This is a genomic window from Runella sp. MFBS21 (genome assembly GCF_029433105.1).
Taxonomy (GTDB): domain Bacteria; phylum Bacteroidota; class Bacteroidia; order Cytophagales; family Spirosomataceae; genus Runella.
Genome location: NZ_JARNTW010000003.1, coordinates 528798 through 543091, shown reverse-complemented (window position 1 = coordinate 543091; position 14294 = coordinate 528798). Strand labels below are relative to the sequence as shown.

The window sequence follows — 14294 nt, the reverse complement described above, 5'->3', positions numbered from 1 at the left end:
CAAAGGATTTGTTTCTAAATGGAGCTCAATTGCCCCAGTGAAATAAATCAATAATTAACACAAATTGTCATAAAAGTCTGAAGCCCTTGCCATAAGATATCTAAGGCCCAAGTCCTCGCCCAAGCAATATTATTCGTTTACTTTGATGACATCTTGCTCGACACCAAAAATTTTATACAAAAAGCTACTAGATAAGAAGCTTAGAAAAACAATGATTGCGATTAAAGCTGCTAATATTGAAAGAACAATTGCATTGACCAACGACATCGGGGTATTTCCTTTGGTGAGGATAATGGCATTTTTATTAGCATGATACCCACTTTCTTCCAATAAATTAAGTGTCTCACTATCTATAGTGGTTCCGTCAAATCGGCCTTGAATCGAAAAAGTAGCGTTAGTGAAATATTTATCATTTTCTAATTCCGCCGGTGTGACATGTGTATCTTTGATGACGACATAGCACTCAAGCGCATTAGCAGTTTGGGTGGTTTTGGCTTCTGCAATAGAATATACTGGGTAATATATCGCAGAGAGGGTGGTATCTCTCTTTTTAATTTTTTGTTCTGTTACATAGCCATAACTCGAAATATTCAAAGATTCACCTAGACTTTGTTTTTGATCTTCGCTCAATGTACTTACTAATGAATCGCCTAGGGCTTCAAGCCCAAATTTTCTTTCTGATTGCAAGACCTTCGAATCCGTCACGATAATATACCGAGGCAGGTCATCGATTGGTGTTTTTTTTATCTGTTCTATAGATAGCTTAGGTGGATTTTTCATCGTAAGTCCAAACTTGACGTCGGGGATAAAAAAGGAAAAAAGAGCAATTAAAGCTCCTCCAAAGAAAATTAAACGGTTGATGATTCCGGGTCTTTTACAAAAAAGAATAATTTTTAATAAAACATTTTTCATGAGTGATAATGAAATTTTTTGTAGAGGTTAAAAAATGTAATTGTTGTCTAACAAATCCTTGTAAAGTAGATAATGATTCCCTTTCATAAGGAGAGTAGACCTTATTCGCAAATAGAAGAAAAATAAAGTTTCGTCAAAAAAAAATGCGAATTTTTGAAAAAATAAAAGTTAAAGAACAAGAATTTAGGAAGAAAATTGACGTTTTTACAAGGGTTCTGCTGCGGCTAGCACAGCCGCAGCAATTCAAAGGAGGTTATTTATTTGACTGGTATAATTTCAAAAATGCGCACGCTATTGGCATTTATTGAAAGAGGAATGCCTTCATTAGCATTGATATTTATGGTTTGGGGATAAAGGAATATCTCGTTTAAAGTATATTTTCCTTGCGCCGACAATCCCATAGTTTCCCAGGCGTGAGCAGGGATATTGATAGAGGTTTGAGTGCCGTTATATAAATCAAAATTGCAGACAATCAGGAGTTTTTGTTGGTCAGTATGACGAAGATAGGTATACATCTTGGCGTCGTTGTATCCGCTACTTTGGCCACCGCTGTTGGCGTATTGCAAGTCATAAAAATGTCCTTTTTGAATCGCTTCGCTTGAATGGACAAGATGTAGTAAGTCGGCATAAAACTGCCGTAGTTTTTTCTGATCATCGTTGAGCTTACCACCGTCAAATTTACCTTCGTTTACCCAGGCTTGAAATTCGGGTACACCCCAATAATCAAACATGGTAGTACGACCATCTTCGCCCGAAAACCCTTCGGCTAACGTAGGATTTACCCCCACTTCTTGGCCAAAATACAACATCAAAGGGCCTCCATGAAGCGTAGCCGAAACTACCATCGCAGGGATGGCATAAAAAGGATTTTTGGCAAAATAGTTAGAGGCAATGCGTTGCTCGTCATGATTTTCCAAAAAGCGTAGCATTCGATTTGCAAAATCTCCTGATTCTTGTTGCCAGACGCGTGTAATATCGCCCGTGTGGCCGTGGCCTTCCATGAGGCGGCGTAGGGAGTCATATAGCCCCACTTTATCGTATAAATAGTCAAATTTACCATTGAAGAGGTAACTGCGATATTCGGCTGGGTTGTAGATTTCGGCAATGAACACGGTATTTGGATACACTTTTTTGACTTCGGGAATCACCCAACCCCAAAACTCAAACGGTACCATTTCGGCCATATCACAACGGAATCCGTCTACACCTTTGGCGGCCCAATACAGTAGAATGTCACGCATCTTGAGCCAAGTGCTAGGAGTAGGCTCAAAGTGTCGAGCGCGTCCATTGAGATAATCGACACCGTAGTTGAGCTTGATTGTTTCAAACCAATCATTGATACTAGGTTTGGCCGAAAAAACATCATTTCCCGTAGCTTTTGCCGGAAACTCTTCATACGGGAAAGTGGAAATACGAGGAGGAATCGGAACGTTGTCAGGAACAATAAATTTCCGATGAGGAAGGTAATAAAAATTGTTTTGGGGATGAAAGGCTTCATTTTCATGGTCTTCCTGACCAAAGTCTTTTACGCTATCAGGTTTCATATCCGACTTGTATTGACGAGCCACGTGATTGGGGACAAAATCAATGATGACTTTTAAATCAGCTTCGTGCGAGCGTTTGATGAGTGCTTCAAACTCGGCCATCCGATGACGCACATCTACTGCTAAGTCAGGGTCTACGTCGTAATAATCTTTGATTGCGTAAGGTGAACCCGCGATTCCTTTCACTACATATGGATTGTCTTTAGGAATACCATATGCCGAATAATCGGTCATGGTGGCATGTTCGATTACGCCTGTATACCATGCGTGAGTGATGCCAAATTTTTTGAGTTCTTGAAGAGCCGTGGAGGTAATGTCATTGAATTTGCCGACCCCATTTTCGTCGCGAGAGCCGTAAAATTTGTTGGTGCTATTGAGATTGCCAAAAAGGCGAGTGTAGATTTGATATACAACAATTTTGTCAGATTGCGGTGAATTCATATAAGGTTTTAGTTTGGGGGATGGTTGGGCGGTGGTTAAGAGTGCCAATAAATAAAAAAAGAGCCAAATATTGGCTTTAAGAAGATTTTTCATGCGTCATAGGTTTGAAAAAAGTAGCGACTTTTTTCAAAAATACGGCGATTAGCCCATATTTGCAAAATGTATTCACCTCCCAAACGTCGTGGCGTCTTACTGCTCAGTACGGTTCATTCTGTAATAGACCCGCGTATAATGGGCAAAATCAGACCTGTGCTTTTGCCACATTATGAGGTGTATTGTGCTTTAGTGAAAACCCATTCGGCTGACGACTCTTTATCTCTAACACAAAAATTAAATCTACATGCTTTCGCCAATTTTCGTCGATTGCTATGGCGATTGGTATGGCTACATCCACAGGCACTATGGTATTTTCTAAAAATCCGACCGCAGATTGTACACATTTTTGTAGCCGAGCTCCTGCCTTTGGCTTTTGTATTTCGGTGGTTAGGGGCGGAGGTAATTTATGAAGTGCAAGAAAATCTGTACAAAAAAATTCCTTTGAAATCTTATAATCGTGGCTGGTTTTTTGAACGAATGTTTCGCTATTTTGACCAACAAGCAAGACAGTCTTTTAAGTTTGTATTGACGGAAGATGCTTATTTACAAGAATATAAAGACCTTTTACGGCCTTTTGCGATTGTTCACAATTTTGCGGAGTCGAGGTGGCTTTCATGGCCCTTGCCTCAGCCAGATTACCGCAACCCTAGTTTTTTTTATGCGGGAGTAATTAGTCTCGAACGAGGCTTCGACACGATGGTGGCAGCACTCAAAAAAGTCAGTTTGCAGTATCCCAATGTCCACCTTCGATTATTTGGGCATTTACGTATTTCGGAGGAGAGCCTTCGGAATTTGTCAGATTATGAAGCCATGCAAAACCACCTTACTTTTTACGGTTATGTTTCGCAAGAGCAAGCTTTTGAGTACGCCAAAACCTCGTTAGCCGGGATTGTTTTGTTAAAACCCGTCGGTGATTATGTGGATTCTTATCCTACTAAGCTGTTTGATTATATGGCCTTGGGACTGCCGGTGATTACCTCAGATTTGCCTTTGTTGAAAGAAGTGATAGAGGCTCATCAGTGTGGATTTTGTGTTTCGGCTTATGATGCTGATAGCCTTGCCCATGCCATGATCACGTGCATCGAAAATCCTGTTTTGATGACCCAAATAGGACAAAACGGTCGAGATGCCGTAATCCATAAATACAATTGGGAAAAAGAAGGAGCTAGTTTGTTGAATCTCTACGGAAATTGAATAAAAACAATCTATGAATCTCCCAATTGAAGCGGCTGAAAATTCAAGTTTTGACTGCTTTTTTGGTAAAAGTATTCCTACCTTCGCTTTTTCAATTATTTAGCCTAAAGCCTTATCATAGTTCACTGTCGTTTTTTAACTCATATTGATATGAAAGCTGTTTGTTTTGGTATTTGTTTTTTGATGCTAATGACCTCACGGGTTCAAGCTCAACCTGCCCCCAAACAAGCCCAGTGGTCTAAACTGTACATTGTACCCGATAAAAGAGTGATTACTCGGGGAGATGGTAAGCCTTTTTTTTGGCTGGGAGATACCGCTTGGGAGTTGTTTCATCGCCTTACCAAAGAGGAAGCAGACTATTACCTCAAACGCCGAGCCGAACAAGGTTTTACGGTGATTCAGGCGGTAGCTTTGGCCGAATTTGATGGGCTTACACAGCCTAACCAATACGGGCAGCTTCCACTTAAAAACAATGACCCCGCCCAACCCAATGAGTTGTATTTTCAGCACGTCGATTATGTCATCAATAAAGCGGCTTCGCTTGGAATGATGGTAGGGCTACTGCCTACGTGGGGGGATAAATTCAATAAAAAATGGGGAATAGGCCCTGAGGTTTTTACGCCACAAAATGCAAAAATATATGGCGAATGGCTCGCTAAACGTTACAAAGGTAAGCCCGTAATTTGGATATTAGGTGGTGATCGAAGCCCAGAATCAGAAAAACATTTTGACATCATCAGAGCGATGGCTGAGGGTATCAAAAGTGGGAGCGGCGGAACGCAGCTTATTACTTATCACCCTATGGGAAATAGCAATTCGGCGGGTTTTTTTCATAAAGACAACTGGCTCAATATCAATATGTATCAGTCGGGGCATTCGGCCAAAAATGCTAAAAATTATGTGATGCAGCGACAAAATTACCAGCTTTTTCCCGTCAAGCCTACCCTCGATGGCGAGCCTCGCTACGAGGACCATCCAGTAGATTGGAAACCAGAGCAAGATTATTTCAATTCGCATGATGTACGTCAAGCAGCATGGTGGGCGATGTTGGCCGGTGGCTGCGGACATACCTACGGCAACCATAATGTTTGGCAGTTTTTTGACCCAAACCGTAATAAACCCATTTCTTCGGCTCGTATGCATTGGCGACGGGCGCTTGACCAAGAAGGCGCCTGGCAAATGGGATATGTGAAAAAACTATACGAAGCTCATCCTTGGCAACAACTCGTACCAAACCAAGCCATTGTGAAAGGAGATAACCCCGAGAATGCGGGCTATCAAATGGCTGCTGTAGGAGAAAACAAAGATTTTTTGATAGCTTATACGCCAGTAGGGCGTGCTTTGAAGATAGATTTGGGGCAATTGACAAGTACTCAATTGGTGGCTTATTGGTACAATCCACGCGATGGTGTTTCTACCAAAATTGGGGATTATGCCAACGACGGGGTGAAGGAGTTTAAGGCACCAGTAGTTTGTCCTACTTGCGATTGGACCCTTGTCGTAGATGATGCCACCAAGCCTTGGGCGGGTTATGGTTTACCCAAAAACACCAAAAAGTAGAATTTACTAACGCATGAATTTTCCATTTTTTATAGCGCGACGCTATTTTAGTTCGAAAAAAAAGAAAAGCTTTATCAGCCTGATTTCCAACATGTCCATGTTGGGGGTGGGGGTAGGTACGATGGCTCTCGTGATTGTGATGTCAGTTTTTAATGGCATGGAAGAACTTAATCGACAGCTTTTTCGAAGCTTTGACCCTGATTTGAAAATAACTCCTACCAGTGGCAAACGATTTGTGATAGAACCTGCGAAACTAAAGAAAATCAGCCAATTGGAAGGCGTAAAGTTTGTTACCCAAGTGATTGAAGACAATGCACTTGCGAGTTATGGTGGCCGCAGGGTATTGGTAAAACTCAAGGGTGTGGATGAGACATTTTCTCAACGCAAACAGCTCGACACAGCTATGATAGAAGGAAAACTGCTGCTAAACGACGGCGATGAACTGAAAGCAGTGGTAGGAGCAACGGTACAGCAGATTTTGGGTATCAATACCAACGATATTTTTACTCCTTTGGAACTTGCCTATCCCCGAAGTGATACTCGTACTCTCAATCTCAATTCTCCTGATGCATTTAATCAGCAGATTATCCGTGTGGGAGGTGTGTATATGTTGGAATTGCGCTTTGATGATTATGTCATTGTGCCTTTGTCTTTTGCGTCGTCGCTTTTGGGATATGGCGATAAACGCTCGGCTTTGGAGATTCAACTGACGCCGCATTCCAACCCCGACCGTATCAAAGCAGTGGTGGCATCTCAACTGGGAGAAGGGTTTCAAGTACAAACTCGCGATGAGCAAAATGCAGATTTGCTGAGGGCTATCCGACTCGAAAAACTTTTCGTGACTATCACGCTTGGGCTGATTATTTTGGTGGCGGCTGTCAATATTTTCTTCTCGCTTTCAATGCTCGTCATCGAGAAAAAGGACGATATTCGAATGCTATTTGCCATGGGAGCTACTGCGTCGCTTGTGAAAAAAATATTTTTGTTTGAAGGGGCTTTGGTGGCTTTTACGGGCGCTATTGTGGGGCTAGTGATGGGGGTAATTATTTGTTGGCTTCAACAAACCTACGGTTTTGTGTCGATGGGTATGATAAGCTCGTTGGTAGATGCTTATCCTGTCAAAATGCAATGGCAAGATTTTGTAATAACAGCTTTTACGGTAATCCTCGTAACGATGATTGTATCTTATGTACCCGCTAAAAGAGCTTCTTTGAGTCCTATACGTTAGTGACGTGTTTTATTCCCCCATGAATATGCTTGTCCGAATCATCTTTTGTATGTTACTTAGCTGCGAAAACAATTACAACCCATGAACCCAGCCGAACGAATTGTCGAACTTTCTGATTTACTGAATTACTACAATCATCGTTATTATCAAGATAGTGTATCCGAAATCAGTGATTATGAATTTGATAAGTTGTTGGAAGAACTCATCCAACTCGAAAATCAATATCCTCATCTAAAACAATCCGATTCACCTACACAGCGAGTGGGAGGAACGATTACCAAAAACTTTGAAACCATAGCACATCGCTATCCGATGCTTTCGTTGGGTAATACCTACAACGAACAAGACCTCAGAGATTTTGACGAAAGAGTGCGAAAAGGACTCAACGGAGAAGCATATGAATATGTGTGTGAACTCAAATTTGATGGTATTTCATTGAGTATGACTTACGAAAATGGAGTGCTCAAACGAGCGGTGACCCGTGGCGATGGTACCCGTGGAGACGATATTACGGCCAATGTCAGGACAATTAAAACTCTTCCTTTGAAGATTCGGGCCACCCAAATACCCGCCAATTTTGAGGTACGAGGAGAAGGATTTATGCCTAATAGTGTGTTTGAGAAATTGAACAAAGAACTTGAAGACGCTGACGAAACCACCTACGCCAATCCACGCAATGCCGCATCAGGTGCTTTTAAGCTGCAGGATTCGACCGAAGTGGCACGACGTCAACTTGATTGTTATGTATATTATTTCTTAGCAGACGATGAGGTATTTGCGACTCACTCAGATAGTTTGCTAGCGCTCAAGTCTTGGGGTTTCAATGTATCGCCAAGCTGGGAAAAATGCGCTACTATCGAAGATGTACTAAATTATATTCATCATTGGGAAACCAAGCGGCATAGTTTGCCGCTAGCTACCGACGGGATTGTCATAAAAGTAAATTCTATTGCGCAGCAGCGTGAACTTGGTTTTACGGCTAAAAGCCCCCGCTGGGCTATTGCCTACAAATACAAAGCCGAAAATAAACCAGGCGTATTGCGCTCTGTATCTTACCAAGTAGGGCGTACGGGGGCGCTAACTCCCGTGGCTAATCTTGACAATTTAGAGCAAAATGGCAAAGGGTTGTGGCTTTCTGGTACACGAGTAAAGCGAGCATCGCTTCATAATGCCAACGAAATAGAACGCCTTGGCCTGCTTCTCAATGATGTGGTTTTTGTGGAGAAAGGGGGCGAAATCATTCCCAAAATTACGGGTGTAGACCAAACTGCACGCGCTACAAGACTCACTTTCCCGATTCAGTTTCCCACTCATTGTCCCGAGTGTGGTACCGAATTGGTTAGAAAAGAAGGGGAAGCCAATCATTACTGTCCCAACGAACGCGGTTGTCCGCCGCAGTTGCGTGGCAAAGTGGAGCATTTTATTCACCGAAAAGCGATGAATATTGATAGCTTAGGAGAAGGAAAAATTGAACTATTGTTTGATAAAAAACTCATTCAGCAGCCCGCTGACTTATACGATTTGAGTTATGAAAAGCTGTTTGGATTAGAAAAAGTGATCGTGGATGATGAGACAGGTAAAACCAAAAGAATCGGTTTTAAAGAGAAGACTGTCGAGAATATCTTGAAAGGAATTGAGCAATCTAAGCAAGCACCTTTCAAACAAGTTTTGTTTGCGATTGGGATTCGTTTTGTGGGGGCTACGGTAGCCGAGAAGCTAGCAGCTTATTTTAAAAATATTGATGCCTTGATGAATGCCGATTTTGAAACGCTACGTCAGGTACCTGAGATTGGCGAAAAAATCGCCCAAAGCATCGTAGACTTTTTTGGCGAGCCTGCCAATCGAGAATATGTCAATCGCTTACGGGCGGCAGGCTTGAAAATGGAAACAGATGATGTTCCTATTGTGGTAGAATCCAATGCTTTGGAAGGAAAATCATTTCTTTATACAGGTACTTTTGGAAATATGACCCGGGAAGAACTGGAAAATAAAATCGAAGCCAATGGAGGCAAACTTGTAAGTGGCGTATCTGCCAAACTCAACTTCTTGATTGTGGGCGAAAAGCCGGGTGCTTCAAAAGTTGATAAAGCAACCAAATTAGGAGTAAAAATGATTTCGGGAGAGGAGTTTTTGACAATGATTGGTGGCGCAAGTGGTGAATAATACTCAGTGGTGCGCGAGCACTCATGGTGAGACTAAAAATAGAAAGGATATATGAATCAAAATCGTCTTATATTGAGCAGTCCTTTGCTCGAAATTATGGTGAGTCGACTTTGTCAACAAGTCATTGAAAATCACCAAGAATTCTCTGATTCAGTTTTGTTGGGACTTCAGCCTAGGGGTATTTATTTTGCCGAAAGGATAGCCAATGAGCTCCGCCAAATTACGGGTTTACACATTCCATTGGGATATTTAGATGCGACTTTTTACCGAGACGATTTCCGGCGTCGTGAGCCACTCAAACCTAATGCCACCAAAGTAAACTTTGTGATAGAAGAAAAGAAAGTAATTCTCATCGACGATGTACTGGCAACCGGCCGGATGGTACGCGCTGCACTAGATGCTATGCAGGCATTTGGGCGTCCGCGCAAGGTAGAGTTGTTGGTTTTGATAGATCGGCAGTATAATCGAGAGATTCCGGTTGAGCCAGATTATACAGGCATGAAAGTCAATACTTTAGATACGCAGCGGGTATTGGTAGAATGGCGCGAGCAGGGCCACGAAGCAGACCGGATTTGGATTGTGGATTAGAAAAACAGACTAAGAAAATATGACTTTAGAACAAGCCCAGCAAGATGTAGATAAGTGGATAAAGACTTACGGCGTTAGGTATTTCAGTGAATTGACCAATATGGCTATTCTAACCGAAGAAGTAGGAGAACTTGCGCGTATCATGGCGCGTACCTACGGTGATCAGTCGTTTAAAAAATCAGATTTGGAGAAAAATCTACCAGATGAAATGGCCGATGTGCTATGGGTGTTGCTTTGTTTGGCCAATCAAACAGGAGTAAATTTAACAGAGGCGTTTGAGAAAAATCTGGCTAAAAAGACCCAAAGAGATGCCACTCGACATTTAGACAACGAAAAATTAAAATCCTAAGTTTGAGGCTGATTTTGAGTGATAACTACACACTATTTACACGAAAGTTCATAGCTGTATACCGTTTCGCGCAGGGTATTGTTGGAAGTTTTGTATTTAAGCACTGCCAAAGTTGGTACCCGCTTTAAGTTATATTGGTACGAAGCTTCTACGCTTTGGCCAGAGGTGGTGTAGTTAAGAGGGTTGCGTCGACTAGGAGCACGTCCTGTTAGTAAATTGACGAGTTGAATTCCTTGTGAAAAAGCGTAAATATTCACCTTATCGTCGAAGGTACCATATTCGGCGGCTAGGCTATCTGCTTGCATTAGAGGCGTTTTTACAAACCATTTTATGGCATTTCCTTCGGTATCGTATTCCCATTTGGACGAAATTCCTCGCCGCGACGAGAGTTCTGTAAGCCGATTGTTGGGGTTGTATTTGACAAATAAAGTATCTTCTGAACGTGCGCCAGAATTATATACTCGCTGCACTTCTATTGCTTCTAAAATATTTTTGTTGCTATAAGCCAGGTTATAAATAAAGCTTTGGTCACGAACTGCTAAATTGGTTTCTCTGAACTGCAAAATCCGACTTTTGGAGTCGTATACAAACGAGTATCTTTTGAGAAGGCGATTGTTTTGGGACATGCCATTATATTCAAATACACGCGTAAGACGGCGCAAGGAATCATACTCATAAGTTTTGAGCAAGGCATCGTTGATTCTTTCTGACATCAAAATGCAAGAAGAAAGTGCCGTAGAATCTACGTAGGTAGGATTGGTGTCGTCGTTTTTTGGGCGACAGCTTTCGGATATAAAAAAGCCAATCAACACCACTCCGCAAAGCACCCCTAAAAGATTATTAAAATTTTTTGGCATATACTCTTATTGCATTATTGCTTATATGCTAAATAATAAATCAAAAAAAATGCCAATGTTATGATTCATCTTTGGCTGGCAATTTTATGTAGAAAGAGTACCTTTAAGATGTAATTTATACCAAAAAGAAAAGGGCGAGCATCCCCTAGCAAAAAGGATGCCTAATTATATCTGAGAGAAGATATATAAAAAAACAGCTGCCTTTTTGGCAGCTGTGAATAGGTTGTATCTTATTATTTTTAATCTTCACCTTGGCGACGTATGCGACTCAATCCATTGGCATTTGAAGTCAGATTAGGGATATTGCCCATGTTGGCTTTGCTTACGCCTGAGGCTTCAACTCTGGCTGTCTGAATGTTCATTTGCTCGGCATCTAGCCAACAAGTCCCTGCCAAATTTGCCTCTAAGTTTTTGGCGCTTCCGCGCAATTCTGCTTTGGACGTTCCGGAGATATTTAAATCAAGTTTTTGGACCTCCACATTGATGATGGTTTTGGAAGCACCTGCAATGTTTACTTTGAGCGAACCAAGGTTGTTGAAATTTTCGATGCGAGATAAGGTGGCACCTGAGAAATCTATCGCCTCGATGCTAGGAACCACAATCGTTAATCCTGTTCTTTTTTGACCAGTGAGTTTGAGATTACGACGGTTTTCAACGCGCAAAGTGCCATCTTCTACTTTTACCGCTACTTCATCTAGTGATTCTTCGCTGCCGTCTGCTACTACTTTATGGGTATCGCCTTTTTTGACAGTGACCACAAAAGCGCCGTCTACTTTAATTTTGTTGAAATTAATTACCTCAAACTGTTTACTCATTTCACCTTTTTTGTCAAAAGAACGGTCAAAGGCTTCGTTGAGACCCGACTCAATATCGTCGCTAAGTTCGTCTATGTCGTTGTTGTCGCTATAGTTGTTGTCGTCGTTTCTTTGCTCTATGACAGGGCGGTCAAGACATACCAGTCCCGAATCTCTTGAAATACTCCAACGTACATTTTTGAAAAGCTCATCATTGATTTCGAGATCGTATTCTTTTTGGGCTGTGTGGCGAACTCCCCAGAAGTGGTCATAAAAGTCTCGGCTCATTCTAAATGCTTTATCATAAGGCATATAAAGTGTCATAGTGAGACGTTGGCCACGGAAGCGAGAAGCTTTGTTGGAGAGAGTAAAGTCTTCGTCAAACAGCAGAGAAGAATCACTTTGAGCTACATTATAAAGAATATTGGAAGCATTAAACTCGGCATCTTGGCGCGACCTACCTTGTGAGCGGAAACGGAGCTCCAATTTGGCCACGTTACCTTCATAACCTTCTAAATCTAAATGAGTATTGTTGTAATTGCCGCTAGAGTTTTGAGTTTTTAAATCAATCAATATCGGGGTTTGAGGAAGCGTATAAGTCTGTACTTTCTCTAGGGTGCCTTCTCTTCTGAAATTGGCTCCATATCGAAATCCAAAAATTGTACTTCCGATAATCCCCACCAAAAATAACCCAAGTAAGGTTTGCCAAACCGCCGACGAAAATTTGTTTTCTTTTGCGAGAAGGGATACGCCGAGCCATCCAATAGCTGCAAAAGGAGCACCTGCGGCAAAAAAGAGAAAAATATAGGCCATGGGTGATACTTCACCAATAAAAAAGTGAAGAGGCATAAGATCATTGTCAATATCGCCAAAATCCCAAGTTCCTAATCCCAACACCGCAAGCAGTGCTGTGATAAGTCCTAAAAGAGCACCTGACCCAATCGCTACAAGCATCAGCCCTGCGAAGATTCGTATAACAACTACCAAAAAGCGCATCAGAGGAGTCAACCCATTAAAAACAATCGCTACTGCTCGGAAAGGGAATAACAATAATTTTGTAAGGATATTTTCTTCTTTTTGTTCGGGTTGTAGTGCTTTCTTTACATTGGTTTCTATGTTTTCGAGAGTGATAGGCTGGCCTTTCATCTCCATTTTTTCGGTGAGGGTATTGGCCCGAGGCGTAATAAGCCACAAAATAATGTAGAGCAAAAACCCTGTACCAAACAATAAAATACTCAATACCCACACAAATCGGACTACCCCCAAATCCACTCCAAAGTAAGCGGCTACCCCTGCGGCTACTCCGCCTACTACTTTTTTGTCAGGATTGCGGTAAAACTTCTTGATGCTCTTGTCTTCTTCCAATGTCTCAGATCCTGGAAAAGATATCCAAAACGCGATGTACATTAAAAATGAAATTCCGCTCAAAGGACCAAAAAATTCAATGCTATCTCCTCCAAATACTCCTCCACTCAAGGCCGGTAGCCCCATGAAAAAGAGCAAGAAAAGAAGTCTTACCAAAAGAGGATCTACATTGAAATAATGCGCAATACCAGCACATACACCTCCCAAAAGCTTACGTTTGGTATCGCGAACGAGTTTGCGAGGGGCTGTAGTGGTGGAAGAAGAAGTATAAGATGAGCTGGAAGTAGACCCAACTGGTTCGTTTGAAGTTGGAATTTTGGTATTTTGTACTACTTCATTGGCCAAGTCTTCTTCTTCTTGAATAGCTTCAAAATCCGCGACAGTACCCATACTTTTGATGAGCTCCTCGACATCCTCAAGGCTAATGACCTGCTTTTCGGCGGCTTTTTGTTTGTTTAAGAATTTTTCGGCAATCCTTCCTTCAATATCAGAAATGATTTCCTTACTATCTTCGTAAGTAGAGAAGTACTTTTGGATTGAGTTTAGGTAATTTCTAAGTTTATCGTAACCGTCTTCTTCAATATAAAAAATTAGACCGGCGATATTGATGCTGATAGTCTTTTTCATGGCAAATGGATGCAGTGGCATCAGTTAACAGTTGTCCGTTTTGTTTGTCAATTAGTTGGTTGGCTGTTGCTCGCTTTTTTCTCCCAAATCATTCGTTTTCTGAACAATGGTATTCACTGAGTCCGAAAGCTCGATCCAAGTTTGTTGCATTTCGTTCAAAAACTGTTTCCCCATATCGGTCAGTATGTAGTACTTACGTGGGGGGCCAGAAGAAGATTCTACCCATTTATAATCAAGCAACCCTGAGTTTTTGAGACGGGTAAGGAGCGGATACAACGTACCCTCCACTACCATGATTTTGGCCGCGGTCAGTTCGTCGAGCATATCGGAAGCGTAGACTTCGCCCCGAGAGATGATGTGCATAATACAAAACTCTAAGATTCCTTTTCGCATTTGCACTTGAGCGTTCTCAATATTCATGCTGTTGTCATGTTTTGAAATTTTTTGATTGACGGTCATGGCTGTAAAAAGTACTGAAAACAAGAGTGAGTATAAAAGGTCAGATGTTATTTTTATAAGCTTCTCGTCCTCCTGTACTCACTCCATATTTCCTTTATTTGTTTTCAAAATGGCTGT

The 14294-nt window shown here is 41.7% G+C and carries 11 protein-coding genes; 6 read left to right on the top strand and 5 right to left on the bottom strand.

All coding sequences use genetic code 11. The features are described 5' to 3' along the window. Window positions 1-129: 129 nt before the first annotated feature. Both P1X15_RS09675 and P1X15_RS09670 read right to left on the bottom strand, forming a co-directional pair. The gene (locus P1X15_RS09675) at window positions 130-912 is read right to left on the bottom strand and encodes a hypothetical protein (protein WP_277337940.1); all 783 of its coding nucleotides are present in this window, start codon (window positions 910-912) and stop codon (window positions 130-132) included. Between the two features lie 257 nt (window positions 913-1169). Then, window positions 1170-2897: an alpha-amylase family protein gene (locus tag P1X15_RS09670; protein ID WP_409049680.1), complete on the bottom strand. Its 1728-nt coding sequence runs from the start codon at window positions 2895-2897 to the stop codon at window positions 1170-1172. Between the two features lie 159 nt (window positions 2898-3056). Between P1X15_RS09670 and P1X15_RS09665 the strand changes: the two genes are divergently transcribed. The 6 genes from P1X15_RS09665 (at window position 3057) to P1X15_RS09640 (ending at window position 10075) form a co-directional block, all read left to right on the top strand. Beyond that, on the top strand, window positions 3057-4187 hold the full coding sequence (locus P1X15_RS09665) for a glycosyltransferase (protein ID WP_277337938.1): 1131 nt from the start codon (window positions 3057-3059) through the stop codon (window positions 4185-4187). Between the two features lie 150 nt (window positions 4188-4337). After that, a complete protein-coding gene (locus tag P1X15_RS09660; protein WP_277337937.1) occupies window positions 4338-5747 on the top strand; it encodes a glycoside hydrolase family 140 protein in 1410 nt (469 codons plus the stop codon). A gap of 13 nt (window positions 5748-5760) precedes the next feature. Then, entirely contained in the window at window positions 5761-6975 is a 1215-nt protein-coding gene (locus P1X15_RS09655) for an FtsX-like permease family protein (RefSeq protein WP_277337936.1), read from the top strand. An 81-nt stretch (window positions 6976-7056) separates the two neighbouring features. Next, the gene (gene ligA / locus P1X15_RS09650; protein WP_277337935.1) at window positions 7057-9138 is read left to right on the top strand and encodes an NAD-dependent DNA ligase LigA; all 2082 of its coding nucleotides are present in this window, start codon (window positions 7057-7059) and stop codon (window positions 9136-9138) included. Window positions 9139-9189: 51 nt separating this feature from the next. After that, the gene (pyrR, locus tag P1X15_RS09645; RefSeq protein WP_277337934.1) at window positions 9190-9726 is read left to right on the top strand and encodes a bifunctional pyr operon transcriptional regulator/uracil phosphoribosyltransferase PyrR; all 537 of its coding nucleotides are present in this window, start codon (window positions 9190-9192) and stop codon (window positions 9724-9726) included. 19 nt (window positions 9727-9745) lie between these two features. Further along, entirely contained in the window at window positions 9746-10075 is a 330-nt protein-coding gene (locus P1X15_RS09640) for a nucleotide pyrophosphohydrolase (protein ID WP_273215482.1), read from the top strand. A gap of 32 nt (window positions 10076-10107) precedes the next feature. On the opposite strand, the gene P1X15_RS09635 is transcribed toward P1X15_RS09640, so the two are convergent. From P1X15_RS09635 to P1X15_RS09625, 3 genes are all read right to left on the bottom strand, one after another. Next, on the bottom strand, window positions 10108-10932 hold the full coding sequence (locus P1X15_RS09635) for a hypothetical protein (RefSeq protein ID WP_277337933.1): 825 nt from the start codon (window positions 10930-10932) through the stop codon (window positions 10108-10110). Window positions 10933-11171: 239 nt separating this feature from the next. Further along, window positions 11172-13718, bottom strand: a complete 2547-nt coding sequence (locus tag P1X15_RS09630; RefSeq protein WP_277337932.1) for a PspC domain-containing protein — start codon at window positions 13716-13718, stop codon at window positions 11172-11174. Window positions 13719-13769: 51 nt separating this feature from the next. Continuing rightward, window positions 13770-14138, bottom strand: coding sequence for a PadR family transcriptional regulator (locus tag P1X15_RS09625; RefSeq protein ID WP_277337931.1), 369 nt, complete (start codon window positions 14136-14138; stop codon window positions 13770-13772). Window positions 14139-14294 lie beyond the last annotated feature (156 nt).

Coding starts and splice junctions, on each gene's coding strand:
- P1X15_RS09640 (WP_273215482.1), top strand. CDS start 9,746: ATGACTTTAGAACAAGCCCAGCAAGATGTAGATAAGTGGATAAAGACT.
- P1X15_RS09675 (WP_277337940.1), bottom strand. CDS start 912: ATGAAAAATGTTTTATTAAAAATTATTCTTTTTTGTAAAAGACCCGGA.
- P1X15_RS09660 (WP_277337937.1), top strand. CDS start 4,338: ATGAAAGCTGTTTGTTTTGGTATTTGTTTTTTGATGCTAATGACCTCA.
- ligA (WP_277337935.1), top strand. CDS start 7,057: ATGAACCCAGCCGAACGAATTGTCGAACTTTCTGATTTACTGAATTAC.
- P1X15_RS09630 (WP_277337932.1), bottom strand. CDS start 13,718: ATGAAAAAGACTATCAGCATCAATATCGCCGGTCTAATTTTTTATATT.
- P1X15_RS09665 (WP_277337938.1), top strand. CDS start 3,057: ATGTATTCACCTCCCAAACGTCGTGGCGTCTTACTGCTCAGTACGGTT.
- pyrR (WP_277337934.1), top strand. CDS start 9,190: ATGAATCAAAATCGTCTTATATTGAGCAGTCCTTTGCTCGAAATTATG.
- P1X15_RS09655 (WP_277337936.1), top strand. CDS start 5,761: ATGAATTTTCCATTTTTTATAGCGCGACGCTATTTTAGTTCGAAAAAA.
- P1X15_RS09635 (WP_277337933.1), bottom strand. CDS start 10,932: ATGCCAAAAAATTTTAATAATCTTTTAGGGGTGCTTTGCGGAGTGGTG.
- P1X15_RS09625 (WP_277337931.1), bottom strand. CDS start 14,138: ATGAATATTGAGAACGCTCAAGTGCAAATGCGAAAAGGAATCTTAGAG.
- P1X15_RS09670 (WP_409049680.1), bottom strand. CDS start 2,897: ATGAATTCACCGCAATCTGACAAAATTGTTGTATATCAAATCTACACT.